Below are 24,692 nucleotides of genomic sequence, written 5' to 3'. Positions count from 1 at the left end.
CCTTTCAGGCCGCTGCCGCGTAGGGCGCGGGCCGGGCCAGCCGGCCACCCGCGTCGAACAGATAGACATGCGCCGGGTCCAGCCAGACCGTGAGCGGCGTTCCGGGCTCCATCCGCCGCACCCCCGGCACCAGCGCCACCCAGCGCGCGTCGCCGTGGCGCAGGTGAAGGAACGTCTCGGCCCCCGTGATCTCGGTCACGTCCACCGCGACCTGCAACGGCACCGCGCCGGCGGTCGGGTCCGGGCGGAGATGCGCGGCCCGGAAGCCGGCGCTGTAGGTGCCGTCCGGGACCGCGCCCACGGGCCAGGACCGGCCGTCCAGGGTGGCATTTCCCGCGCGCACCGCCACGTCGGCGAAGTTCATCGGCGGGTCGCTGAACACGCGGGCGGTCGTCGCGTCAACCGGCGCGCGATAGACCTGCGGCGTCGGCCCGAACTGGGTGACGCGGCCTTCCCACAGCGTCGCGGTGTTGCCGCCCAGAAGCAGCGCCTCCTCGGGCTCGGTCGTGGCATAGACGAAGATCGCGCCCGACGCCTCGAAGATGCGGGGGATTTCGGCCCGCAGCTCCTCGCGCAGCTTGTAGTCGAGGTTCGCCAGCGGCTCGTCCAGCAGCACCAGCCCCGCGCCCTTGACCAGTGCGCGCGCCAGGGCCGTGCGCTGCTGCTGGCCGCCCGAAAGCTCCAGCGGGCGGCGGTCGAGAAGGGGGGTCAGGCGCATCATCTCGGCCGTGCGCCGCACGCGGGCATCGACCTCGGACCGGGGCACGCGCTGCAGCCGCAGGGGCGAGGCGATGTTGTCGTAGACGGTCATCGAGGGGTAGTTGATGAATTGCTGGTAGACCATCGCCACCTTGCGGTCCTGCACCCGCTGGCCGGTCACGTCCTGCCCCTGCCACAGGATCCGCCCTGCGGCGGGCTGGTCCAGCCCTGCCATCAGGCGCATCAGCGATGTCTTTCCCGCCAGCGTCGGCCCCAGCAGGACGTTCATGCTGCCGGGCGCGAGCGAAAGGTCGGTCGGGTGGATCCACGTCTCCGCGCCCACGTCCTTGGTCACGCCGCGCAGCTCCAGCGTCATGCGGCGGCCCTTCTGCTGGAAACGAAGTCATCGACCGCCGCGACCTGGTCGGGTGTCATGTGAAGCCCCAGCTTCGAGCGCCGCCACAGCGCGTCCTCGCCGCTTTTCGCCCACTCGCGGGTCATCATCCACGCAAGCTCCGTCTCGGTCAGGGTGGCGCCGAAGTCGCGGCCCAGGTCCTGCGCGGTCGTCGCGCCGTCCAGCATCACGGCGGCCTCGGTCCCGTAGGCGCGGACGAGGCGGTTGGCCCAGCCGGGGGTGAGGAACGGATGGTCGCGGCGCAGTGCGTCGGCCAGCGCGCGCGCGCCGTCCACCGGGAAGTCGCCGCCGGGCAGGGGCACGCCCGCGGTCCAGTCGCCGCCGGCGTGGGGCAGGTGCGGCGCCAGCTTCGCAAGCGCCGCTTCCGCCAGCCGGCGATAGGTGGTGATCTTGCCACCGAAGACGTGAAGGCACGCCGGCCCGCTCTCGTCCAGAGACAGCACATAGTCGCGCGTCGCCGCCGTGGCCGACGACGCCCCGTCGTCATAGAGCGGCCGCACCCCCGAGAAGGTCCGGACCACGTCGGCCGGGGTGACGGGCCTGCGGAAATACCCTGACACGAACCGGCACAGATAGGCGATCTCGTCCGGGGTGCAGACGGCGGCGTTCGCGGGGCCGGTATGGTCGACGTCGGTGGTGCCGATCAGGGTGAAGTCGTTCTCGTAGGGGATGGCGAAGACGATCCGGCCGTCCTGCCCCTGCAGGAAGTAGGACTTCGCGTGGTCGAAGAGTTTCGGCACGATGATGTGGCTGCCCCGCACCAGCCGCACCCGCTCGGTCGAGGGCAGGTGCGCCACGTCCCGGATCACGTCGCCGACCCAGGGACCGGCGGCGTTCACCAGCACCTTCGCGCGGAAACTGCGGTCGTCGGCCAGCCGCACCGTCCAGCCGTCGCCGTCGCGCCGCGCCTCCACGACCCGGGCGCCGACGATGATGTCGGTGCCGCGCGCCGCCGCGTCGCGCGCGTTCAACACCACCAGCCGCGCGTCGTCGACCCAGCAGTCCGAATATTCGTAGGCGCGCGCCAGCCGGTCCTGAAGCGGCGCGCCCTCGGGCGTGCCCTTCAGCCGCAGCGCCGACGTCCCCGGCAGGATCGTCCGCGCGCCGAGGTTGTCGTAGAGAAACAGCCCCGCGCGGATCATCAGCCGCGGCCGCCGCCCCCGCGCCCACGGCATCACGACCGACATCAGCCGCGATACCGGGGTCCTGCCCTCGAACCGCATCAGCGGATCCAGCGGCAGCACGAAGCGCATCGGCCAGGCGATGTGGGGCATGGCGCGCAGCAGGACCTCGCGCTCGCGCAGCGCCTCGCGCACCAGGCGCAGTTCCATGAACTCGAGATAGCGCAGCCCGCCGTGGAACAGCTTCGTTGACGCGCTGCTGGTCGCGCCGGCAAGGTCGCCCTGTTCGGCCAGCCGCACCGACAGGCCGCGCCCGGCGGCGTCGCGGGCGATGCCCGTGCCGTTGATCCCGCCGCCGATGATGAACAGGTCCGTCGATGCCGACATCGGAACGCCAACTCCTTCTTGCGCCCAAGTCGAACATCCGCGCGCATCGGCTGTCAACGAGGATGTTCGTTTGCGCGCGCGAATATTCACTTGACCGCCGCGGCGCGCGGCGCTTCCCTGCGGCACGGCGGCGGGGGGCGCAGCATGAACATGCGGCAGATGCAGATTCTCGATCTCGTGCGGGCCACCGGCCGCGCCGGCGTCGAGGAGCTGGCCGGGCGTTTCGCCGTCACCCCGCAGACGATCCGCCGCGATCTCGCCGAGCTTTCGGACCAGGGCGTGCTGGACAGGGTCCACGGCGGGGCGGTCCTTCGCAGCGGCGCGGCCAACATCGCCTATGACGAACGCCGCCGCATGAACGAGGATGCCAAGGCCGCGATCGGGCGCGCCTGCGCGGCGCAGATCCCCGACAACAGCTCGCTGATCCTCAACATCGGCACCACCACCGAGGCGGTCGCGCGCGAGCTGCTTCGTCATCGCCACCTGACGGTCGTGACGAACAACATGAACATCGCCAACATCCTCGCCGCCAACGAAAGCTGCGACGTCGTCGTCGCGGGGGGGCAGCTGCGCCGGTCGGACGGCGGGCTGGTGGGGGACCTCACCAGCGAGTTCATGGCCAACTTCAAGGCCGACTTCGCGATCATCGGCTGCTCGGCGCTGGACGGCGACGGCGACATCCTCGACTTCGACATGGCCGAGGTCCGGGTGAGCCGCGCGATCCTGCGGCAGGCGCGCGAACGCTGGCTGGTCACCGACGTGGCGAAGCTGGAACAGCGCGCGCCGATCCGCGTCGTCTCGCTGGCGGAACTCGACGCGGTCTTCATCGACCAGCCGCTGCCCGGCCCGCTCGCTTCCCTGTGCGCCGACAGCGGCACGAGGGTGGTCGTGGCCTGAACGGCGCGCAACCACGGGATGAAGCGCCGGCCGGCCCGGTCGCCGCGGCCGGGGCAGGCGCCAGCATTATCAACCAGTTCTTGAGCGGGTCGCGCCGACCGGCTAGCGTGCGCGTCATCCCGGACGCGCGGGGCGGCGGCGGGCTTCGCGCCTTGACCGCCGCGCGGCACGGCCAAACCTGGAACCATGAAAGGACGTGGCCGACGATGAGCAATGTCGTGATCGTGGGCGCCGGGCAGGCCGGGTCGTCCCTCGCGGTGAAGCTGCGGACCCTGGGTTTCCAGGGCGGCGTGACGCTAGTGGGCGACGAGCCGGTGCTGCCCTACCAGCGCCCGCCCCTGTCCAAGAAATACCTGATGAAGGACATGGCGGCGGACCAGCTGCTGCTGCGCCCGCAGCGCTTCTACGACGAACATGGCATCCTGGTGGTGACGGGCCGGCGCGTGGCAAGCATCGATCGCGCGGCCTCGCGGCTGCTGCTGGAGGATGGGGATCTCGCCTATGACCAGCTTGCGCTGACGACCGGCGCCTCGCCCCGCGCGCTGTCCGCGGCGCTGGGCGGCAACCTGCCCGGCGTCCACCTGGTCCGCACGCTCGCCGACGTGGACCGCATGGCCCCCATGTTCAAGGCGGGGGGCCGTGTCCTGATCGTCGGCGGCGGCTATATCGGGCTCGAGGCGGCGGCGGTCGCCTCGACCCTCGGGCTGCGGGTCACGCTGGTCGAGGCGACCTCGCGCATCCTGCAGCGCGTCGCGGCGCCGCAGACGTCGGACTATTTCCGCGCGCTGCATGCCGGGCGCGGCGTCGAGGTGCTGGAAGCGACGGGACTTCTGGGGATGGAAGCCCTGCCGGGCGGGACGATCGCCGCGCATCTGGGCGACGGGCGCGATCTGGCGGTGGACTTCGTGATCGTCGGCATCGGGGTCGCGCCGAACGACGCGCTCGCCCGGTCGGCGGGGCTCGCCTGCGACGGCGGGATCGTGGTGGACGCCGAGGGGCGGACCGGGGATCCGGCGATCTGGGCCGCGGGCGACTGCACCCGGCTTCCCTATCGGGGCGAGATGATCCGGCTGGAAAGCGTGCAGAACGCCATCGACCAGGCCGAGGCGGTGGCCGCGAACATGCTGGGCGTGGGGCGGCCCTATGTCCCGCAGCCGTGGTTCTGGTCGGACCAGTACGACGTCAAGCTGCAGATCGCGGGGCTGAACGCCGGCTACGATCACGTCGCCGTCCGGGCCGGCGCCGGTCCGGCCCGGTCGCACTGGTACTTCCGCGGGTCCGAGCTTCTGGCGATCGACGCCATGAACGACCCGCGCGCCTACATGGTCGGCAAGCGCCTGATCGAGGCCGGGCGCTCGCCCGCGCCCGCGCAGCTGTCCGACCCGGCGCTGGACCTGAAGGCGCTGCTGTAGGCGTCAGAACCCGCGCCGCGCCAGCGCCCGCGCCAGCAGCCGGTCGATGATCCCGTAGATCGTCAGCGACAGCGCCACGACCACAATCAGCGCCGCGAACATCAGGTCGGTCTTCATCCGGCCGTTCGCCTGGATCATCAGCGCGCCAAGCCCGCGCGCGCCGCCCACCCATTCGCCGATGACCGCCCCCACCGGCGCATAGATCGCCCCCAGCCGCAGGCCCGAGGCAAGCCTCGGCAGCGCGGCCGGGAACCGCAGGTGGCGCAACTCGGACCAGCGCCCCGCGCCCATCGTCCGCGCGACGTCCAGCTGCGCGGTGGGCGGCGCCATCAGCCCGTCATGCAGCGCCTGCGCCACCGGCACGAACACGATCAGCACCACGATCGCGACCTTGGGGGCAAGTCCGAAGCCCAGCCACAGCGTCAGGATCGGCGCGAGCGCGAAGACCGGGATCGTCTGGCTGACGACCAGCACCGGCGACAGCGCCCGGCCGAGCCGCGGCCATGCCGCCATCGCCGCCGCGACCGCGATCCCGAGCCCCGCGCCGATGGCGAGCCCGAGCAGCGTTTCGTAGGCCGTGAGCAAGGCCGCGGGCCAGATCTCGCCGCGGTTGACCCACAGCGACTGCGCCACCGCCACGGGACCGGGCAGGAGATAGGGTGGCAGCCCCGTGATCCGCACGGCCGCATCCCACAGGACCAGCGCGGCGGCGATGGCGAGAAGCGCCCTCATGCGAGCAGCCGTCCGGTCAGGGCGGCCTGCGCCGCCAGCACGTCGGCCGCGTCGTGGCGACGGGGAACGCGGCCCGGCGGGGCAGGGTGGTCGGCCAGCCCCGCCGGGGTCATCACCGCGATCCGGTCGCCGAGCCGCGCGGCCTCGGCCGGGTCGTGCGTCACCACCAGCACGGTACGCCCGTCAAGCAGCCGAGCCGCCATGTCCCCGATCATCAGGCGCAGCCGCGCATCCAGCGCCGAGAACGGCTCGTCCAGCAGCACGAGCGGGCGGTCCTCGGCCAGCGTCCGCGCAAGCGCGACCCGCTGCCGCTGCCCGCCCGAAAGCTGGCCGGGCAGGCGATCCTCGAGCCCCGCAAGACCCACCGCCTCGATCAGGTGCCGCGTGCGCGCGGGATCGGCCCGCTCTCCCCTCAACCGGGCGCCAAGCGCCACGTTGCGTCCGACGGTCAGCCACGGGAACAGCCCCGGATCCTGCCCCATCAGCGCCGCGGGCCATGTGTCCACGCGGCCCCGGAAGCTGACCCCGGTCGGAAGCCCCGCAAGCAGGCGCAGAAGCGTCGACTTGCCCACCCCCGACGCGCCCAGAAGGCAGGTGATCCGCCCCGGCGCCAACTGCAGGTCAAGGGGCGCGAACAGCCCCGGCGCCTCGCCCCGGACCCGTGGCGCGGCGGCGGTCATGCGCGGCCGAGGCCCCAGAACGCGGCTTCCAGCCGCGTCGCGGTGCGGAACCGCGCCGACAGTTCGCCCCAGCGCGGCAGCAGCGTCGGCGCGTCGCCCAGCCGCCCGGCGACGGCGGCGTCGAGAAGCGCCCCGACCGACCGGCAGGTCCGCTGGTAGTCCTCGCCCGCATAGGTGGCGATCCAGTCGGCATAGGGTGTGCCCGGCGCGGCTTCCCGCGCCAGCCGCGCGCCGATCTCGCCATAGCCCAGCACGCAGGGCGCGAGCGCCGCCAGCAGGTCGAGGAAGTCGCCGCTGTAGCCCGCCTCGAGCACGTAGCGCGTGTAGGCGAGGTTCTCGGGCGCTTCCTCGGCCGCCTCCAGCGCCTCTGCGGTGATGCCGGCATCACCGCACACACGCACGTGCAGCGAGGTTTCGTGGTTCAGCAGCGCATCCACCGTCGCCACGCAGGCCCGCATCTCGGCCAGCGTGCCGGCCTTGACCACGCCGAGCGCCCAGGCGCGGCTGAAATGGATCAGGAAGCGGTAGTCCTGCACGAGATAGGCCAGGAACGCCTGCCGGGGCAGGGTGCCGTCGGCCATCCCCTGCACGAAATCGTGGCGGACGTAGTCGTCCCACGCCGCGCCCGCATCGTCCCGCCAGGCGGCGAAGCAGCGCCCGTAGCCGGTCATTGCGCGGCGCCCGGATCGATCGCCAGCCGCTCGACCGGCCACGCCTCGCCGATCAGCCCCGCGTCCTTCAGGAACGTCTCGAACCGCGCATAGCGCCCGTGATCCAGCGCCGCCGGGGAAATGGCGAAGCGCCCGAACGTGTCGGCCCATGCCTGCGTGTTCAACTCGTCCGACAGGTCGGGGGCGTAGGCCGCGAATTCCTTCTGCGCGTCCTCCGGGTGGTTCAGCATGTACTGCGTCGCGCGTTCAATCGCGGCCATGAAGCGGTTGATCCGGTCCGGGTCCATCCGGTCGCGGTTGGCCGCGAAGATCAGCTCGTCATACGCAGGCAGGCCCTCTTCCTCGACGAAGAAGCAGCGCCCCTCGCCCCCGGCCAGCCGCATCTGCGTCAACTCGAAGTTGCGATAGCCGCCGATGGTCGCATCGACCTGGCCCGACAGGAGCGCGGGCGTGAGCGACCAGTTCACGTTCACCATCTCCACGTCGTCCTGCGTCAGCCCCGCCCTGGACAGCAACGCGCCGACCACGGCCTGTTCGACGCCCGCGACGGAAAAGCCGATCTTGCGGCCCTTCAGGTCGGCGATCGTCTTGACCGGCCCGTCGGCCTTGACCATCAGGCAGTTGAGCGGCGTGCCGACCAGCGTGCCCACGCGCACCAGCGGCAGCCCTTCGTGGACCTGCAGGTGCAGCTGGGGCTGGTAGGTGACGGCCAGGTCCGCGCGCCCGGCCGCGACAAGCTTCGGCGGGTCGGCCGGGTCGGCTGGCGCCACGATCTCGACCTTCAGGTTCTCGTCGGCGAAGAACCCCTTTTCCTGCGCCAGCACGATCGGGGCGTGGTCGGGGTTCACGAACCAGTCGAGCATCAGGGTCATGTCGTCGGCGGCAAGCGCGGGGGTTGCCAGCGTCATCAGGGCGGCGGTCAGCAGGTGTTTCATCGGTCTCCTCCGGTGGCGATCAGGACGATATTCGGGTGGTCGGGGGCAAGCAGGTCGGCCGCGCGCCACGCGCGCAGGCCGGACCGGCAGGCGAGGACGGCGCGCGCGCCCGGCGGCGGCAGCGGCGGGCAGGTGGGATCGGCGCGCAGCGCGTCGGGATGAACGGGCAGCGGCGCCTCGTCGGGGCCGCGCAGGTCTAGCACGAAGTCGCCGGGATGGATGTCCGTCGCGTCGATGAAGCGCCAGCCCGTCGCCGGCTCGACCGCGTTGTCGAAGCGGAACCCGCCCCAGCGCAGGCCGGGCCCGAGCGTGACCAGCTGCCCCAGCGGCGACGGTTCAAGCTGCAACAGCACGGCAAGCACCATCTGCGCCTGCATCGCGCCCAGCATGCCCACGACCGGCCCCAAGACGCCCGCGGTCGCGCAGGTCGCCGCGCGGGCAGGCAGGTCGGGAAACACCGCCCGCAGGCTGGGCGCGCCGCCGCAGAAGCCGCCGCAATATCCTTCGAGCGCCAGGGCCGAGGCCGAGACGAGCGGCACACCGGCGGCAAGGCAGGCGTCCGACAAAATGTAGCTGGCCGCGAAGCTGTCAGCGCAGTCCAGCACCACGTCGGCGCCGCCGACCAGCGCACCGGCGTTCGCGGGCGTCAGCACCTCCTCGCGCACGCTCACCGTCACGGACGGGTCGAGCGCCGCCACGAACGCCGCCGCCGAGGCAGCCTTCGACAGCCCCACGCGGCCCGCGTGGATCGGCTGGCGGTGCAGGTTCGACACCTCTGCCACATCGGGATCGACGAGGGTCAGCGACCCGATGCCCGCCCCGGCCAGATACATGATGGCCGGCGACCCGAGGCCGCCCGCGCCCACCACCAGCACCCGCGCCCGCGACAGCCGCGCCTGGCCGCCGGGTCCGACCTCCGGCAGCACGACCTGCCGCGCGTGGCGGGCATCTTCCGTCTGGCGCATCCCGCCGGACCGGTGGGGTTCCGACCCCGTCGATGGCTGGGCAAGGTCCCCGGCCTGCGTGGCCGCTGACGAACCCCCGCTCATCCCGCCACCCGCAGCCACTCGCGCATGCGCGCGTCCGGGTCGGCGTGCAGCGTGATGTCCGTCACCGCAGACACGATGTCCGCACCCGCCGCGAAGGCCCCCGGCGCGCGTTCCACGCTCATCCCGCCGATGGCGACAAGGGGTACGTCGCCCACGCGCCGCTTCCAGCCTGTCACGCGGTCCAGCCCCTGCGGCGCCCACGGCATCTTCTTCAGGATCGTCGGATAGACCGGCCCCAGCGCCACGTAATCGGGTCCGACCGACAGCGCCCGGTCCAGTTCCGCGTCGTCGTGGGTCGAAACGCCCAGCCGCAGCCCCGCGCGCGCAATCGCGGGCAGGTCTGCTTCGTCCAGATCCTCCTGCCCCAGATGCAGCCAGTCGCAGCCGAGGTCGATGGCGATCCGCCAATGGTCGTTCACGACGAGGATCGCGCCGCCCGCGCGCGCGGCGTCGCGGGCGGCCGCGATTTCGGCCCGCAGCGCGGCCTCGGCCATGCCCTTCAGCCGGATCTGCACCATGCGGACGCCGACCGCCACCGCGCGCCGGACCCAGGCCGCGCTGTCGAAGACCGGGTAGAAGCGCGGCAGCGCCGCCCGCGATGCGCCGGGGCCGGTCATGCGAGAAACGCCTTACCGATGACGGGGGTGGACGGGACCGCCATCTCGCGCGGTTCCATCGGGTCGGCCCCGTGCGCGGCGCGCCCTGCCTCGACGGCCTGCGCCATCGCGCGCGCCATCGCAACCGGGTCGCCTGCACGGGCCACGGCGGTGTTCAGCAGGACCGCGTCGAACCCCATCTCCATCGCCGCGGCCGCGTGGCTCGGCAGGCCGATGCCTGCGTCCACCACCAGCGGCACGTCCGGGAACGCCGCCCTGAGCGCGCGAAGCCCGTGCGGGTTGCCAAGCCCGAGACCGGACCCGATCGGCGCGCCCCAGGGCATCAGCACCTCGCAGCCCGCATCGAGCAGGCGTTCGCAGACCGACAGGTCCTCGGTGCAGTAGGGGAACACCTTGAAGCCGTCGGCGGAAAGCGTCCGCGCTGCCTCGACCAGCTGGAACACGTCGGGCGCGAGCAGGTCGGCGTGGCCGATCACCTCAAGCTTGATCCAGTCGGTGCCGAGAAGTTCGCGCGCCATCTGCGCGGTCGTGACCGCCTCGCGCGCGCTGTGGCACCCGGCGGTGTTGGGCAGCAGCCTCGCGCCCAGGCTTTCGACCAGCCGCAGGAAGTCCTGACCGCCGCCCGCCTCGCGGCGCAGGCTGACGGTTGCGATCCCCGCGCCCGACGCGCGGAAGGCCTCGGCCAGGATCGCCGGGCTCGGGTACTGCGCGGTGCCCAGCATCAGGGGCGACGCGACCTCGGTTCCGTAGAAGACCGGCATCTCAGCCCCCCTGCATCGGCGCGACGATTTCCAGCGCGTCGCCGGGCGACAGGCGCGCCGCCCCGCGCAAGGTCGCCGCGACGAAGTTGCCGTTCAGCGCGGTCGCGACCCGGGCGTCGGCCATGCCGAGCGCCGCCAGCGCCTCTGCCACGGTCGCGGCATCGACGTCGCGCGGCTCACCGTTGATTGTCAGCTTCATGCCAGAACTCCGGTTTGGTTCCGTTTTCGATGTGGTCGGCCACCTGCACCGCGAGCGCGGGCGCCAGCAGGTAGCCGTGGCGGTAAAGCCCGTTGGCGTAGATCCGCCCGCCGGCACGCCCGATCCGGGGCAGGTTGTCGGGAAAGGCCGGGCGGGCATCGGCGCCCATTTCGACGATCTCGGCCTCGCCGAAGGCCGGGTGCAGCGCGAAGGCCGCGCTGAGCAGTTCCAGCACCGAGCGCGCGGTCACGACGCCCCGCCGGTCGCTTTCGATCATCGTCGCGCCGAGCATGTAGAGGCCGTCCCCGCGCGGGACGAGGTAGATCGGGACGCGCGGGTGCAGCAGGCGGACGGGGCGTGACAGCGTCACGTCGGGGCAGCGAAGGACCAGCATCTCGCCCCGCACGCCGCGGAGGTCGGGAAGGATGTCGCGGGCGGCAAGGCCGCGGCAGTCGATCGTCGCGGCGGCGGCTTCCGCCTGCACCGCCACGCCCTTCGCCGCGAGCCGGTCGCGCAGCGCGCCCATGGCGCGGCGGGGATCGAGATGCGCCTCGTCGGGGAAGAACAGCGCGCGGTCGAACCGCCCGGCAAGGTCGGGCTCCAGCTCTGCGATGCGGTCGGCGCCGATCTGGTCGAAGCCTTCCGTGCGGCGGGCGAAGCGGTCGAGCTCGCGGCGGTCGCGGGCTGGGGTCACGACCAGCGTGCCGTTGCGGGCGACGCCGCCCGCGTGCCGGTCCCACCAGCCGATCGCGGCCTGCCCGTGGCGCAGCACCGGCTCCTCGGCGTTCTCGAACTCGCACCAGGGGGCGAGCATCCCGCCCGCCCACCAGGAACAGCCATGGGTGCCGGGGCCGCCCGCCCGATCGACGAGGGCGACCGGGATGCCGCGGGCCGCAAGCTCGGTCGCCACGGCCAGGCCTGCCACGCCGGCGCCCAGGACGACATGGCCCGTCATGGCTGCCACCAGCGGTGGAAATGGTGGACCGGACCGAGGCCCGATCCGACGCGCAGGCTGTCGGCGGCGGCGATGGCGCCCTGCAGCCAGTCGTGCGCCTCGGCCACGGCCCTCGGGACGGACAGGCCGCGCGCCAGCCCGGCGGCGATGGCGGCCGACAGCGAGCAGCCGGTGCCGTGGGTGTTGCGGGTGGCAAGGCGCGGGGCGGCGAAGTCCCGCGGCTCGGGCCCGACCAGCCGGTCCACGCAGGTCGCTCCTTCGGCATGGCCGCCCTTCATCAACACCCATTCCGGCCCTAGGGCCGCCAGCGCGCGGCCCTGTTGCAGGGTGCCGGCCGCGTCGGTCGCAAGGTCGGTGCCCAGCAACAGGGCCGCCTCGGGCAGGTTCGGCGTCAGCACCGTGGCAAGCGGCAGAAGATGTTCGCGCAAGCCCGCGATCGCGGGCTCGTCGATCAGCGCGTCGCCGGATTTCGCGACCATCACGGGGTCAAGCACGACCGGCATCCCGCGGCCAGCCAGCGCCCCGGCCACCGCGAGCGTCGCATCGACCGTGCCCAGCATCCCGATCTTGACCGCGCGCACGTCGAGGTCGTCCAGCACCGCGTCCAGCTGCGCCCGGATCATGGCGGGGGACACCGCCTCGACCATCGTCACGGCGCGGGTGTTCTGGGCGGTGATCGCGGTCAGGACGCTCGCGCCATAGATCCCCAGCGCCGAGAACGACTTGAGGTCGGCCTGGATGCCGGCCCCGCCGCCGCTGTCGGATCCCGCGATGGTCAGCGCAATGGCCATGTCGTCCCCACGTCAGGGGGCCACGCGGTCGAGGGAAAGGAATGCCCGCGGTCAGCCGCGACATTGCCCGTTCCCTTCGCCGGCATGACCCGGATCAGGTTCGATGGGTGCTGTGCCTGGCACATCTCAGCCCCGCGCGGGGCGCCCCAACGAGCGTTCGGGCCACTATAACGGCGCATTCCGTGAGGGCAAGCGCAGTATCGCGGCCGCCCCCGCAGCGGGACCGCGGCAGGGGGTGGAACGACAACGCCGTCCCGGCGGTTGACCGGCGGACAGGTGTCCCCGCAACGATTCCGCAGCGCCGGAGAATGGCCATGGTCAGCACCCGCATCTCACCCGTCCGCGAGGTCGCCGGGGAACTGCGCGCCCATCGCGGATGGTTTATCGCGCTGGGCATCGCCCTGACGATCCTCGGGATCATCGCCTTCGCGAACCTGTTCCTGGCGAGCGTGGCCTCGATCTACTACATCGGTCTGGCGATGATCGTCGGCGCCGTCGCGCAGGTCGTGCTGGCGTTCCGCGTGCGCGGCTGGGGGCGGACCGCGCTTCTCGTGCTGGGGGCGGCGATCTACGCGGTGGCGGGCGTGTTCACGCTGATGAACCCGCTGCTCGCATCGACCGTCCTCACGCTCATGCTGGGCATCGCGCTGCTGGTGTCCGGCGTCCTTCGGGTCATTGTGGCGCTTCGCGAAAGGCACCGGAAGGGCTGGGTCTGGGTCATCGGCACCGGCATTCTCAGCGTGGTCGCCGGGATCGTCGTGATCGGCCAGTGGCCGCTGAACAGCCTGTGGATGCTCGGGGTGGTGCTGGCGGCCGACCTGCTCGCGCAGGGGCTCGCGTGGCTATTCTTCGGGATCGGCCTCGGCGATCACCGCTGAGGGGCAGGCGAGATCGTGCCGAGGAACCGCTTCTACCAGGGGCCGGTGAGCGACCACTTCGACGGGCAGCGCTTCCATGCGCCCGTCGAGCCGCCGAAGAACTCGCTCCTGCAGCTCGCGTGGATGAACACGGTCAAGGCGGCGCGGTTCTGGCCGGTGGTGACGCCGCCCGCGAAGTTCGACGTGCCGCCGCGGCGGGTCCGGCATCTTCGCATCGGACCCATCGGGCATGCGAGCGTGCTGGTGCAGGTGGACGGGTCGAACCTGCTGATCGATCCGGTCTACGCCCCCCGTCTCGGGCCGGTCCCGAACACCGGCCCGAAGCGTGCTCAGCCGCCGGGGATACGGATCGACGACCTGCCCCCGATCGACGCGGTGCTGATCACCCACAACCACTACGACCACATGGACGTGCCGGCGATCCTGCGGATCGCCCGCGAACACGGGGCGCGGATCATCGCGCCGCTCGGCAACGACACGATCCTGCGCCGGCACGATCCCGCGTTGCGGGTGGAAACCCATGACTGGGGCGACCGCACGTCGCTGTCCGACCGCCTGACGCTGCACTTCGAGCCGTCGTTCCACTGGTCCGGCCGCGGCGTCAACGACCGGGGCATGACGCTCTGGTGTTCGTTCGTCATCACCGGCGCGGAGGGTGGCGTTCTCTACCACGTCGGCGACACCGGCTACGGCGACGGAAGCATCTTTCCCCGGATCCGCGAACGCTACGGCTCGCCCGACGCGGCGCTGCTGCCCATCGGCGCCTACGAGCCGCGCTGGTTCATGCAGCACCAGCACGTCGATCCCGCCGAGGCCGTCCAGATCATGCTGGATTGCGGCGCCCGGCGTGCCTTCGGCCATCACTGGGGCACGTTCCAGATGACCTACGAGCCGCGCGAGGCGCCCCCGGCGGAACTCGACCGCGTGCTCGACGCGCGCGGGCTTCCGCGCGACCTGTTCCGCCCGCTCATGCCGGGGCAGCCGGTCGAGCTCGACTGGCCGGGCAGCGGCGGCCCGTCACAGGAGGGGTGACAGAAGCCTCGCCAGCGAGTCGCGGAACCTCAGCCACGGCTTGCGCGCGGCATAGTCCCGCGCCGTGAATTCCACGCATTCAAGCGCGTCACGGTCGAAATCCGCCTCGACCGCGCGGGTCAGCGCCTCGTCGTAGAACACAGCGTTCAGTTCGTAGTTGATGCTGAAGCTGCGGATGTCGATGTTCGCGGACCCGATGGTGCACACGCGCCCGTCCATGGCGGCAATCTTGGCGTGAAGGTAGCCCGTCCGGTAAAGCAGAATCTTCGCCCCGGACCGCGCCACGTCCTTCAGGTAGGTGTTCGCGGCCCAGTAGGGCAGGAACTGCCCGGTTCCCCGTTCGCTGATCATGATGCGTACATCGACCCCCTGCAGCGCCGCGGTCTTGAGCGCCTCGGCGATCGTGTCGTCCAGGATGAAGAACGGGGACTGGATGCAGATCCGCTCGCGCGCGTTGGTGATCATTGCGAAATAAAGCTGCCGGATCGACGCCCAGCGCGAATCCGGCCCCGACAGCGCCATCTGCACGGGCAGGCGGGCACCCGCGAGATCGGCGGGCGGTTCCGGGAACAGGTCGAGGGTCAGGATGTCCTCGTCCGTGGCGTTGCGCCAGTCGGTGACGAAGACGGCCTGCAGCAGCGACACGGCGGTGCCTTCGATCCGCACGTTGGTATCGCGCCACAGGTCGAAGCCGGGCGGCGGCTCCAGGTGCTCGCCGCCGATGTTCAGCCCGCCGGTATGGCCCACGAGCCCGTCGATCACGGCGATCTTGCGGTGGTTGCGATAGCTGATCGTGTGGATGCGCCACAGTTTCGACAGGGGCCGCATCATGATCCCCGCCGCCCGCATCTCTCGCAGGTAGGACCGCTTCAGCATGGTGAGCGAGCCCAGCGGGTCGTAGAGGATGCGGACCGTCACGCCCTCGGCGACCTTCTGCGCCAGCACGTCCTTCAGCCCTTCGCAGAGTTCGTCCGATCCCCAGCTGAAGTACTGCAGGTGGATGGAATGGCGCGCCCGCTTGAGGTCCTCGAACAGCGCCGGATAAGCCGCATCGGCGTTCCGCAGAAGCTCGACCCGGTTGCCGGTCGAGACATGGGACAGGGAGGTGCTGGCGATCAGCTGCGCGATCAGCGCGTCGTGCTCTCCCTCCCGGGCGAGCGCTTCCATCGCGGCGCGGTGTTCCGGTTCCAGCCGTTCAAGCACCGGCTTCAGACGGTTGGTGAGATCCTGCTGGGCGAGCCGCCTGGTCTGGCCGAAGACCTTGCGCCCGAACAGCAGGTACACCACCACGCCTGCGCCGGGCAGAAGCGCAAACAGCATCATCCACGCGAAGGTGGCGCTGGGACGCCGGTTCTCGGCGATGATGAAGATGCCGGTGACGACGAGGTAGGCCGCGAAGGCGTACGACAACAGGCTTCCCATGCTCACCGGCAGCATCCCCTTCATCCCGCACGCAGGCCATTGACGCGGAACGGTAATCAGGCAGGCAGAGTTCCGGGCGGAGATGGAAGCCTGCGGGAACGTGCGGGGTCGGGCTTGCGGCTTGCCGGATAGAGGTTCCGGACGCGCCGGGTCAGGGTGTGATCCCGCTGCGGCGTCGGGCCTCGACCGCGTGGACATCGCGTTGGTGCGGGTCGCCGCGGTGTGTAGACGCGGAAAACCCTTCGAAGCTGCGGCGCGACGACGTCCGCCGCCGGGCAGGCCGGGGCGTGACCGGGCGTTGGTCGTCAGGCGGTGATGAAGTCGCGCACGAACGCGGTCGCAGGGCATGCGCGGATGTCGGCGGGTTTGCCGATCTGTTCGATCCGCCCCATCGACATCACCACGACGAGGTCGGCCAGCTCCATCGCTTCGTCCTGGTCGTGGGTGACGAATACCGTCGTCAGGCCAGTCTCGTCGTGGATGTGGCGCAGGCCCTGCCGCAGTTCCTTGCGCACCTTGGCGTCAAGGGCGCCGAACGGCTCGTCCAGCAGCAGCATCCGCGGCTCGATCGCGAGCGCGCGGGCGAGCGCCACCCGCTGCCGCTGGCCGCCCGAAAGCTGGCTCGGGTAGCGCCTGCCGATCTCGGGCAGCTGGATCAGGTCGAGCAGCTTCGTCACGCGGCGCGCGATCTCGGCCCCGGGCGGGCGGCTGGCGCGCGGGCGCGCGTTCAGCCCGTAGGCGATGTTGTCGAACACCGTCATGTGCCGGAACAGCGCGTAGGACTGGAACACGAAGCCCGCGCGGCGTTCCTGCACGGTAAGGCCGGTCGCGTCCCTGCCGTCGAACAGCACCCGCCCCGAGGAGGGGTACTCGAGGCCGCCGAGGATCCGGAGCAGCGTCGTCTTGCCGGACCCGGACGGACCCAGCAGCCCCACCAGCGCCCCCGAGGGGATGGCCAGCGACACCGGGTGCAGCGCGGTGGTGGCGCCGAAGGCCTTGGCGATTTCGTCGATCTCGATATGCATGATCGGGCTCCTCATGGCCGGGTCAGTGGCGGCGGAAGGCGGCAAGCTGGTCGGCGTGGCGCATTTCCAGCGCGGCCTTCAGCAGAAGGGTGACGAGCGCGAGCAGCGTCAGCTCCGCCGCCATGCTGAACGCGGCGACGGACAGGTATTCGTTGTAGAGCATCTCGATCGTGATCGGCATGGTCGCGGTCTGGCCGCGGATCTTGCCGGACACGACCGCTACGGCCCCGAACTCGCCCATGGCGCGGGCGTTCGACAGCAGGACGCCGTAGAACAGCGCCCAGCGGATGTTGGGCAGCGTCACGGTGCGGAAGATGCGCCAGCCGGACGCGCCGAGCGTAAGCGCCGCTTCCTCCTCTGCCCGGCCCTGTTCGATCATCACCGGGATCAGCTCGCGCGCGACGAAGGGGAAGGTCACGAACAGCGTGGCAAGGACGATGCCGGGCAGGGCGAAGACGATGGGCAGGTCGTGCGCCACCAGCCAGCCGCCGATGGCGGAGTTCGCCCCGAACATCAGGACGATGCAGAGACCCGCGACGACCGGGCTGACCGAGAAGGGCAGGTCGATCAGCGTGATGAGGACCGCCTTGCCGCGGAAATCGAACTTGGTGATGAACCACGCCGCCGCGATCCCGAAGATCGCGTTCAGCGGCACGGCGATGGCGGCGATCGTCAGCGTCAGCCGGATCGCGGAGCGGGCGTCCCGGTTGCTCAGGCTCTTCGCCGCCGCCGACCAGCCCTGGGCCAGCGCCTCGGAGAAGACCACGAACAGCGGCGCGCCGACGAGGACCAGAAGACCCGTCACGGCCACGGCGACAAGGATCCACCGCACGAGCGGGGATTCGTCGGTGGCGGCGCGGAAGGCGCGGGCGCGGGGCGCGTCCGGCGCGGCTGCGCGGGCAAGGGCGGATGCGTCAGACATGACCGATTCTCCGGCGGCTCCAGACCTGGATCAGGTTGATGACAAGCAGAAGCGCGAAGCTGATGAGCAGCATGGCGATGCCGATCGAAGCGGCGGCGTCGTAGTTGAATTCCTCCAGCTGGATCACGATCAGCAGCGGCGCGATCTCCGTCACCAGCGGGATGTTTCCCGCGATGAAGATGACCGACCCGTATTCGCCGACCGCGCGGGCGAGCGCGAGCGCGAAGCCCGTCAGCGCCGCGGGCGCCAGCATCGGCAGGACGACATGCCGCAAAGTATGAAAGCGGCTCGCGCCGAGGGTGGCGGAGGCTTCCTCGACCTCGCGCTCGATTTCCTCGACGACCGGCTGCACGGTGCGGGTGACGAAGGGCAGGCCGACGAAGATCAGCGCGATCAGGATGCCCCATTGCGTGTAGGCGACGCGCCAGCCGAGTTGCCCCAAGATCGAGCCGAACGCCCCGTTCGGGGCATGAAGCGCGGTCAGGGCGATGCCTGCGACGGCGGTGGGCAGCGCGAAGGGCAGGTCGACCGCGGCGTCGAGGATGCGGCGGCCGGGGAAGCGGTAGCGCACCAGCACCCAGGCCAGCAGCACGCCGAACACCAGGTTGAACAGCGCCGCGAACAGCGACAGGCGGAACGACAGGAACAGCGCGGCCCACACGCGGTCACGGTTCACGGTATCCCAGATGTTGCCGATGCCGAAGCTCGCACCCTTGGCGAGCAGCGCGCCGATCGGCAGCAGCACGACGATCGAAAGCATCGTGAGGGTGATCCCCATCGACAGGCCGAGGCCCGGCATCGGGGATCTGTGGATCAGGGGCTTGCCCATCGCTTTGCGCCGCCTCTGCTCACTTCGGGACGTAGATCTGGTCGAAGATGCCGCCGTCGCCGAAGTGCTCGGGCTGCACCCTGGCCCAGCCGCCGAAGTCCTCGATCCCGACGAGATCCAGTTCCGGGAAGCGGGCCACGTCCTCGGGGTTCGCGGCCGAGGCGTCCCAGGCGCGGTAGAAGTGCTTGAAGGCGAGCGCCTGCCCTTCGGGCGCGTAGAGGTAGTCGAGGTAGGCCTGCGCCAGTTCCCGCGATTCCGGCGTCCTGACGTTGCCCTCGACCAGCGCGACCGGCGGCTCGGCGCGGATCGACACGGACGGCGCGACGATGTCGAACTGATCCTCGCCCAGTTCCTTCAGCGCCAGATACGCCTCGTTCTCCCATGCCAGCAGCACGTCGCCGATCCCTCGCTGCGCGAAGGTCGTGGTGGCGCCCCGGGCGCCTGAATCCAGCACCGGCACGTTCCTGTACAGCTTGCCCACGAACTCCCTCGGATCCTGCCCGTTCTTCTCGGCCCAGGCCCACGCGGCGAGGTAGTTCCAGCGAGCCCCGCCCGATGTCTTGGGGTTCGGCGTGATGACCTGCACGCCGTCGTTCACGAGGTCGCCCCAGTCCAGTATGCCCTTGGGGTTGCCCTCGCGCACCAGGAACACGATCGTCGAGGTATAGGGCGATGAGTTGTGCGGCAGCTTCGACTGCCAGTCGGCGGGCAGCTTGCCGGCTTCGGCGATCCTGTCGATGTCGCTGGCGAGAGCAAGCGTGACGACCTGCGCGGCCAGCCCGTCGATCACCGCCCGCGCCTGGCTGCCGGAGCCGCCGTGGCTGGTCTCGATCTGCGGGGCGGGGTGGCCCTGGTCGGTCCAGTGCTTCGCGAAGGCCTCGTTGAACTCGCGGTAGAGCTCGCGCGTCGGGTCGTAACTGACGTTCAGCAGCGTCTCGGCGCGGATCTCGGCGGCACCAAGAACCACGGCCCCCATGGCGAGCGCCGACAGCGCGCCCGTGAGAAAGCGCGGCACCGGCCATCCGGCGCGCCGGGCGGCGCCCTGCGCGGCGGCGCGGGCGGCAGGGGTGTTGGTGGTCGGCATGGAAATCTCCTGTCGTGCCGTGGCCCCACCGGGGGCGGTGAAAGGTTCGTCTTTCGGCATCATGCGGGGCATCAGCGGCCCCATGCCCATGATGGTAAGCGGTTGCTGGCGCATCATCCGGGCGGTCATCCGGGATCTCCCTGTCGGCCCGGCGTCCATCACGTCCGGTCGAGGTAATTACGACAGAGCGGGTCGTCTATGACAAGGAAGAAATCTCGTCGAAGTTCATCGTGATTTTGGAAGTTTGTTCTCCGGCGATCCTTCACGCGCCGGAACGGCGGCCGCACACGCTGCCGAAGACGGCGCCCGGCCGGAGAAGCCTCAGGTCCCGAAGATCTGCTCGACGCAGGCGTCCGAGCGCAGCATGTCTTCAAGCGTGAGGGACTCGATGATCAGCAGGTAGCTCCAGAACACTTCGCCGAAGGTGCGGCGGATGCGGCACGTCGCCTCGTCGGTGCAGTCCTCGCAGCGCTGGTAGGCGCTGCGCGACAGGCAGGGCAGGGGCGCGATCGGCCCGTCAATGCGGCGCAGCAGGTCCGAGATCGACACCTCGGACGGGTTCTTGGCCAGCCGGTAGCCGCCCGACCGGCCGCGCATCGACGCGATCACCCCGGCGTTCCGCACGTCGAGCAGGATGTGCTCCAGAAACCGCTTGGGCGCACCCGATCGGGCCGCGATCTCCTCGATCGTGAGCGCCCGGGGCTGGTCTCGTGCCGCTTCGTCCGCCAGCGCCAGCAGGGCCTTCAGCGCATACTTCATCTTCTGGGTGATCATGGCGCGACCTAAGCAGACGGGTCGGGGCGGATCAAGGACCGGATCGGCGGGGCCATGCGCGCAGGGTGCGTGCGCGTCGGCTCAACCGACTGGAATCACGTTGTTCCGGCACGGGGAAATACACGATCCTGACCATAGACAATCGGCCGGCCTCTGTCATGTTCGGCCCGAAGCACGCGGGCAGCCTGGCCCGCCGCAGCAGCAGGACTGGGGACGCCGATGGACGCACTCGATCTCATCGATCGCAAGATCGTGGCGGAACTCATGCGCGATGCGACGATCCCCGTCGCCCAGATCGCGGACAAGGTCGGCCTGTCGCAGACGCCGTGCTGGAAGCGGATCCAGAAACTGCAGGAAACCGGCGTGCTGACCGGCCGCGTGGCGATTGCCGATCCGGCCCGGCTGGGCTTCGGCCTGACGGTGTTCGTGGGGATCGAGGCAATGGATCATTCCGCCGCGTGGCGGCAGGCCTTCGCCGAGGCCACCTCCGTCATTCCCGAGATCCTCGAGGTGCATCGCATGGCCGGCGAGATGGACTACCTGCTGCGGGTCGCGGTCGCGGACATGGCGTCGTTCGACGCGCTCTACAAGCGGCTGACCGACGCGGTTCCGATCAAGAACCTGACCTCGCATTTCGTGATGGAGCGGATCAAGTTCACCACCGCCTATCCGGTGGACACCCGCAACAGGTGAGCGAGGGTCCGTGCCGCCGGGGCCATCCGCGGGCGACGCGGATGCCGGCACCGGCTCGCGCTTACGCGGCGTCCGGGCGCACGAAGCCTTCGCTCGCCTTCATCAGCGCACGGGTGTAGTCGCTTTCCACCTGCCGGTGCGACAGCGCGCCCTCGGCCAGTTCCTCGACCGCCTGCCCGCCCTTCATGACCAGCAGCCGGTCGCACATGTGGTCGATCACGGCGAGATCGTGGCTGACGAACAGGTAGGTCAGGTTCCTCTCGCGCCGCAGCCGCGACAGCAGGTTCAGGATCTCCGCCTGAATCGAGGCGTCGAGCGCGCTGGTGGGTTCGTCCAGCAGCAGGATCGTCGGCTCCAGGATCAGCGCCCGGGCGATCGCCACCCGCTGGCGCTGGCCGCCCGACAGCTGGTGCGGCAGGCGGAAGCGGAAGGCCGGGTCCAGCCCAACGTCCGACAGCGCCCGCGTGATCCGCCTGTCGCGGTCGCGGAACCCGTGGATCGCCAGCGGCTCCGACAGGATGCGGTCGATGGTGTGGCGGGGGTGGAGCGAGCCGTAGGGGTCCTGGAAAACCATCTGCACCTGCCGCGTGAACGCCTTGTCGCGCCGCAGGGTCAGGGGCTTTCCGTCGATCAGGATCCGCCCGCCCGCGACCGGCGCGAGGCCGCAGATCGCGCGGAGCACCGTGGATTTCCCCGATCCCGACTCGCCCACCAGCCCGAAAGACGACCCCGGCTCGACCCGGAACGATACGGCATCGACCGCGACGACGCGGCGCTCGTCCTCGCCGAAGACGACGGTGAGGTCCTGGACCTCGATCCGGGGGGCGGGTGCGTTGGTCATGCGTCGTTCCAGGCTTCCTGGCGTTGCAGCGTCGGCAGGTCGCCGTGGCCGCCGCCGATCCGGGGCAGGCAGTTCAGCAGCCCCTGCGTATAGGGGTGCCTCGCCTCGTGCAGGCGGCGCGCCTCGATCTCCTCGACGATGCGGCCACGATACATCACCAGCACCCGGTCGCAGAAGGTCGAGACCAGCCGCAGGTCGTGGCTGATGAAGATCAGCCCCATGCCGCGGCGGCGCACGAGATCGTCGAGAATCCGCAGCACGTCCAGTTGCACCGTCACGTCAAGCGCGCTGGTCGGCTCGTCCGCGATCAGCAGTTCGGGTTCAGTGACCAGCATCATCGCGATCATGACGCGCTGGCCCATGCCGCCCGACAGCTCGTGCGGATAGGCCTTCAGCACGCGCTCGGGGTCGCGGATCTGCACCTCGGTCAGCATGTCGAGCGATCGGCGGCGGATTTCCTCGCGCGAGGGGCGGCCGTGGACGCGCAGCGCCTCGGCGATCTGGCGGCCCACGGTCATCACCGGGTTCAGCGAATAGCGCGGGTCCTGCATCACCATCGACACGCGCTGGCCGCGGATCCTGCGCATCTGCCGGTCGGGCAGGGCGCGCAGGTCGATCCCGTCGAAGGTCAGGCGGCTGGCCGTGACCCGCCCGGGCGGGCGGACGAGGCCGAGTATAGCGCGGCCCGTCATCGACTTGCCCGACCCGGATTCACCTACGATCCCCACCCGCTCGCGGCCCACGTCGAACGACGTGCCGCGCACGGCCTGGAATGGGCCGCGGCGGGTGTCGAACGTCACCGACAGGTCGCGGACCGACAGCAGCGTTTCGCCTTTCACCCGTTCCGGCGCGTGGGTCATTTCGATGCCGCCCGCGGGTCGAGGACGTCGCGCAGCGCGTCGCCCAGAAGGTTGAAGCCGAGGCTGACCAGCAGGATCGCGATGCCGGGGACGGTAGCCACCCACCAGTGCGACAGGAGATACTGCCGCCCGGTCGAGATCATCGCGCCCCATTCCGCCAGCGGCGGCTGCGCGCCGAGCCCCAGGAAGCCCAGGCCCGCCGCGGTCAGGATGATCCCCGCCATGTCCAGTGTCACCCGCACCACGACGGACGACAGGCACATCGGCATGATGTGGCCGGTGATGATCCGAAGCGTCGACGCCCCCTGCAGCCGCGCCGCCGCGATGTAGTCGGACCGGCGCACCGTCAGCGTCTCGGCCCGGGCCACGCGGGCATAGGCGGGCCACGCGGTCAGGGCGATCGCGAGGACCGCGTTCACGATCCCCGGTCCCAGCGCCGCCACGAACGCGAGCGCGAGGATCAGCCGCGGAAAGGCCAGGAAGATGTCGGTGATCCGCATCAGGATGCGGTCCGTCCAGCCGCCCAGCGTGCCCGCGACCGTGCCGATGATCAGCCCGAACACCGGCGCCGTCACCGCCACCAGCGCGACGATGTACAGCGTCACCCGCGCGCCGTGGACGATGCGCGAGAAGATGTCGCGCCCCAGCTCGTCCGTGCCGAGGATGTGCCCCTCCCACCCCGGCGGGTTCAGCCGGCCGGCGAGGTTCTGCGCGTTGGGCGCGTGCGTCGCGATCACCGGCGCGAAGATGGCCATGAGGATCAGCACGACGATGATCCCCAGCCCCACCATCGCGAGCGCGTTCGACGACAGCGTCCGCCACGCGTTCCACGCCGAGATGCTGCGCGCCTGCAGGCGCGACTGCGGGGTGTCCGTGTCGAGCCACGCGCGCAGGCCCGCCGGGGTTGGCGCGCCGCTCATCGCGCCCTCGGATCGACGATGGCGTACAGGATGTCCGACAGCAGGTTCAGCACGATGAACATCGCCCCGATCACCAGCGTGCCGCCGAGGACGGCGTTGAAGTCGGCCGCGAACAGCGCCTGCGTCACGTAAAGCCCGAGGCCGGGCCACGCGAACACCGTTTCTGTAAGCACCGATCCTTCCAGCAGCGAGGCGTAGGACAGCACGATCACGGTGATCAGCGGCACCATCGCGTTGCCGAGCGCGTGGACCCAGATCACGCGCCATTCGGGAACGCCCTTCACGCGGGCGGCGGTGATGTATTCCTGCCCCAGCTGTTCCAGCATGAACGACCGCGTCATGCGCGAGATGTAGGCCATCGAGAAATAGCCCAGCACCGCGGCCGGCAGGATCAGGTGCGCGACGGCGTTGCGGAACACGTCCCACGCGCCCGACAGCGCGCTGTCGAGGATGACCGATCCGGTGTAGCGCGTGACGTCGAACTCGTAGGTGAACTGCTGCGTCACGTCCAGCCGCCCGGGCCCCGGCGCCCAGCCGAGGATGCCGTAGAAGATGAGAAGCGCGACCAGCCCCAGCCAGAACACCGGCATGGAATAACCCAGAAGGCCCACGACGCGGATCACCTGGTCGGGCCACCTGCCCTGAAAAACCGCGCCGACCACGCCGCCGGGGATGCCCAGCACGATCCCCAGGATCGTGGCGAAGGTCGCAAGCTCGAGCGTGTTGGGGAAGGTGCGCTGGATGTCCCTCAGCACCGGCTGCCCGGTGAGGTTCGCGGTGCCCAGGTCGCCCGTCAGCACGTCGCCCACGTAGCGGACGAACTGCTCGGGCAGGGGCCGGTCGAGGCCGAGCTCGACCCGCGCCGCCTCGTACTGGGCCTGCGTCGCGCGGTCGCCCACGACCGCCAGCACCGGGTCGAGCGGCACCACGCGGGCGATCAGGAACGTCACCAGCAGCAGCCCGAACAGCGTGACGGCAAGCGAGAAGACGAAGCTGGCGACGCGCCTTGCCGCGCGTGACAGGCCTCGGGACGACGGGATCCGCGCGCGGCCCGGCCCGCGCGGATCTTCGATGTTGGCTGAGGTCATCGG

The 24,692-nt window shown here is 70.7% G+C and carries 27 protein-coding genes and 1 riboswitch; of the genes, 5 read left to right on the top strand and 22 right to left on the bottom strand.

Annotated features, from left to right (window positions below; all coding sequences use genetic code 11):
* Window positions 1-4: 4 nt before the first annotated feature.
* Both ELI80_RS03190 and glpD read right to left on the bottom strand, forming a co-directional pair.
* Window positions 5-1,075, bottom strand: a complete 1,071-nt coding sequence (locus tag ELI80_RS03190; protein WP_136649543.1) for an ABC transporter ATP-binding protein — start codon at window positions 1,073-1,075, stop codon at window positions 5-7.
* The gene (glpD, locus tag ELI80_RS03185) at window positions 1,072-2,622 is read right to left on the bottom strand and encodes a glycerol-3-phosphate dehydrogenase (protein WP_136649542.1); all 1,551 of its coding nucleotides are present in this window, start codon (window positions 2,620-2,622) and stop codon (window positions 1,072-1,074) included. The genes ELI80_RS03190 and glpD overlap by 4 nt, the downstream gene beginning before the upstream one ends.
* A 144-nt stretch (window positions 2,623-2,766) precedes the next feature.
* Between glpD and ELI80_RS03180 the strand changes: the two genes are divergently transcribed.
* Both ELI80_RS03180 and ELI80_RS03175 read left to right on the top strand, forming a co-directional pair.
* Entirely contained in the window at window positions 2,767-3,519 is a 753-nt protein-coding gene (locus ELI80_RS03180; protein WP_136649541.1) for a DeoR/GlpR family DNA-binding transcription regulator, read from the top strand.
* A gap of 206 nt (window positions 3,520-3,725) precedes the next feature.
* Window positions 3,726-4,931, top strand: a complete 1,206-nt coding sequence (locus tag ELI80_RS03175; protein ID WP_136649540.1) for an NAD(P)/FAD-dependent oxidoreductase — start codon at window positions 3,726-3,728, stop codon at window positions 4,929-4,931.
* Window positions 4,932-4,934: 3 nt separating this feature from the next.
* Here the strand turns inward: ELI80_RS03175 and ELI80_RS03170 are convergent, their stop codons facing one another.
* From ELI80_RS03170 to thiD, 10 genes are all read right to left on the bottom strand, one after another.
* Window positions 4,935-5,663, bottom strand: coding sequence for an ABC transporter permease (locus ELI80_RS03170; protein ID WP_136649539.1), 729 nt, complete (start codon window positions 5,661-5,663; stop codon window positions 4,935-4,937).
* On the bottom strand, window positions 5,660-6,343 hold the full coding sequence (locus tag ELI80_RS03165; protein WP_136649538.1) for an ABC transporter ATP-binding protein: 684 nt from the start codon (window positions 6,341-6,343) through the stop codon (window positions 5,660-5,662). The genes ELI80_RS03170 and ELI80_RS03165 overlap by 4 nt, the downstream gene beginning before the upstream one ends.
* Complete coding sequence (gene tenA / locus ELI80_RS03160; protein ID WP_136649537.1) at window positions 6,340-7,014, bottom strand: thiaminase II; 675 nt, start codon at window positions 7,012-7,014, stop codon at window positions 6,340-6,342. Before tenA ends, ELI80_RS03165 begins: the two co-directional genes overlap by 4 nt.
* Window positions 7,011-7,949 (bottom strand): ABC transporter substrate-binding protein, encoded by a 939-nt coding sequence (locus tag ELI80_RS03155; RefSeq protein ID WP_136649536.1) that lies wholly within the window; start codon window positions 7,947-7,949, stop codon window positions 7,011-7,013. Before ELI80_RS03155 ends, tenA begins: the two co-directional genes overlap by 4 nt.
* A complete protein-coding gene (locus tag ELI80_RS03150) occupies window positions 7,946-8,914 on the bottom strand; it encodes a HesA/MoeB/ThiF family protein (RefSeq protein WP_136649535.1) in 969 nt (322 codons plus the stop codon). Before ELI80_RS03150 ends, ELI80_RS03155 begins: the two co-directional genes overlap by 4 nt.
* Before the next feature lie 80 nt (window positions 8,915-8,994).
* Window positions 8,995-9,615, bottom strand: a complete 621-nt coding sequence (locus tag ELI80_RS03145; RefSeq protein ID WP_136649534.1) for a thiamine phosphate synthase — start codon at window positions 9,613-9,615, stop codon at window positions 8,995-8,997.
* Window positions 9,612-10,376, bottom strand: coding sequence for a thiazole synthase (locus ELI80_RS03140; RefSeq protein WP_136649533.1), 765 nt, complete (start codon window positions 10,374-10,376; stop codon window positions 9,612-9,614). Before ELI80_RS03140 ends, ELI80_RS03145 begins: the two co-directional genes overlap by 4 nt.
* 1 nt (window position 10,377) lies before the next feature.
* Entirely contained in the window at window positions 10,378-10,575 is a 198-nt protein-coding gene (thiS, locus tag ELI80_RS03135; RefSeq protein ID WP_136649532.1) for a sulfur carrier protein ThiS, read from the bottom strand.
* Window positions 10,553-11,530: an FAD-dependent oxidoreductase gene (locus tag ELI80_RS03130; protein ID WP_136649531.1), complete on the bottom strand. Its 978-nt coding sequence runs from the start codon at window positions 11,528-11,530 to the stop codon at window positions 10,553-10,555. The genes thiS and ELI80_RS03130 overlap by 23 nt, the downstream gene beginning before the upstream one ends.
* Window positions 11,527-12,321 carry a bifunctional hydroxymethylpyrimidine kinase/phosphomethylpyrimidine kinase gene (gene thiD, locus ELI80_RS03125; RefSeq protein WP_136649530.1) on the bottom strand — a complete coding sequence of 265 codons (795 nt, stop codon included), beginning with the start codon at window positions 12,319-12,321 and terminating at the stop codon, window positions 11,527-11,529. The genes ELI80_RS03130 and thiD overlap by 4 nt, the downstream gene beginning before the upstream one ends.
* A 54-nt stretch (window positions 12,322-12,375) precedes the next feature.
* A riboswitch (TPP riboswitch) is annotated at window positions 12,376-12,480 on the bottom strand.
* A gap of 155 nt (window positions 12,481-12,635) precedes the next feature.
* Between thiD and ELI80_RS03120 the strand changes: the two genes are divergently transcribed.
* On the top strand, window positions 12,636-13,199 hold the full coding sequence (locus tag ELI80_RS03120) for an HdeD family acid-resistance protein (RefSeq protein ID WP_201740536.1): 564 nt from the start codon (window positions 12,636-12,638) through the stop codon (window positions 13,197-13,199).
* 15 nt (window positions 13,200-13,214) lie between these two features.
* Entirely contained in the window at window positions 13,215-14,231 is a 1,017-nt protein-coding gene (locus ELI80_RS03115; RefSeq protein ID WP_201740535.1) for an MBL fold metallo-hydrolase, read from the top strand.
* On the opposite strand, the gene cls is transcribed toward ELI80_RS03115, so the two are convergent.
* The 6 genes from cls to ELI80_RS03085 all read right to left on the bottom strand — a co-directional run bounded on the left by cls (window position 14,217) and on the right by ELI80_RS03085 (window position 20,287).
* A complete protein-coding gene (gene cls, locus ELI80_RS03110; protein WP_236641307.1) occupies window positions 14,217-15,653 on the bottom strand; it encodes a cardiolipin synthase in 1,437 nt (478 codons plus the stop codon). The genes ELI80_RS03115 and cls overlap by 15 nt on opposite strands.
* Before the next feature lie 305 nt (window positions 15,654-15,958).
* Window positions 15,959-16,678, bottom strand: coding sequence for a sulfate/molybdate ABC transporter ATP-binding protein (locus ELI80_RS03105; protein ID WP_136649526.1), 720 nt, complete (start codon window positions 16,676-16,678; stop codon window positions 15,959-15,961).
* A 22-nt stretch (window positions 16,679-16,700) separates the two neighbouring features.
* Complete coding sequence (gene cysW / locus ELI80_RS03100) at window positions 16,701-17,600, bottom strand: sulfate ABC transporter permease subunit CysW (protein WP_136649525.1); 900 nt, start codon at window positions 17,598-17,600, stop codon at window positions 16,701-16,703.
* Window positions 17,593-18,429, bottom strand: coding sequence for a sulfate ABC transporter permease subunit CysT (cysT, locus tag ELI80_RS03095; RefSeq protein WP_136649524.1), 837 nt, complete (start codon window positions 18,427-18,429; stop codon window positions 17,593-17,595). The genes cysW and cysT overlap by 8 nt, the downstream gene beginning before the upstream one ends.
* Window positions 18,430-18,448: 19 nt before the next feature.
* Window positions 18,449-19,405: a sulfate ABC transporter substrate-binding protein gene (locus ELI80_RS03090; protein ID WP_201740543.1), complete on the bottom strand. Its 957-nt coding sequence runs from the start codon at window positions 19,403-19,405 to the stop codon at window positions 18,449-18,451.
* A 429-nt stretch (window positions 19,406-19,834) separates the two neighbouring features.
* Entirely contained in the window at window positions 19,835-20,287 is a 453-nt protein-coding gene (locus tag ELI80_RS03085; protein WP_136649523.1) for an Rrf2 family transcriptional regulator, read from the bottom strand.
* A 219-nt stretch (window positions 20,288-20,506) separates the two neighbouring features.
* On the opposite strand from ELI80_RS03085, the gene ELI80_RS03080 reads away from it, so the two are divergent.
* Complete coding sequence (locus tag ELI80_RS03080; RefSeq protein ID WP_136649522.1) at window positions 20,507-20,980, top strand: Lrp/AsnC family transcriptional regulator; 474 nt, start codon at window positions 20,507-20,509, stop codon at window positions 20,978-20,980.
* A gap of 61 nt (window positions 20,981-21,041) precedes the next feature.
* Here ELI80_RS03080 and ELI80_RS03075 read toward each other — a convergent pair whose 3' ends face one another.
* From ELI80_RS03075 to ELI80_RS03060, 4 genes are read right to left on the bottom strand one after another with little or no spacing between them, the layout of a single operon-like run.
* Window positions 21,042-21,821: an ABC transporter ATP-binding protein gene (locus ELI80_RS03075; RefSeq protein WP_136649521.1), complete on the bottom strand. Its 780-nt coding sequence runs from the start codon at window positions 21,819-21,821 to the stop codon at window positions 21,042-21,044.
* Entirely contained in the window at window positions 21,818-22,681 is an 864-nt protein-coding gene (locus ELI80_RS03070) for an ABC transporter ATP-binding protein (protein ID WP_136649520.1), read from the bottom strand. Before ELI80_RS03070 ends, ELI80_RS03075 begins: the two co-directional genes overlap by 4 nt.
* Window positions 22,678-23,601 carry a nickel transporter permease gene (gene nikC / locus ELI80_RS03065; protein WP_136649519.1) on the bottom strand — a complete coding sequence of 308 codons (924 nt, stop codon included), beginning with the start codon at window positions 23,599-23,601 and terminating at the stop codon, window positions 22,678-22,680. Before nikC ends, ELI80_RS03070 begins: the two co-directional genes overlap by 4 nt.
* Window positions 23,598-24,689 (bottom strand): ABC transporter permease, encoded by a 1,092-nt coding sequence (locus tag ELI80_RS03060; protein ID WP_136649518.1) that lies wholly within the window; start codon window positions 24,687-24,689, stop codon window positions 23,598-23,600. Before ELI80_RS03060 ends, nikC begins: the two co-directional genes overlap by 4 nt.
* Window positions 24,690-24,692: the final 3 nt, after the last annotated feature.

This window comes from Paracoccus aeridis, assembly GCF_004923205.2.
GTDB lineage: Bacteria > Pseudomonadota > Alphaproteobacteria > Rhodobacterales > Rhodobacteraceae > Paracoccus > Paracoccus aeridis.
This window is presented reverse-complemented; position numbering and strand designations above follow the sequence as displayed.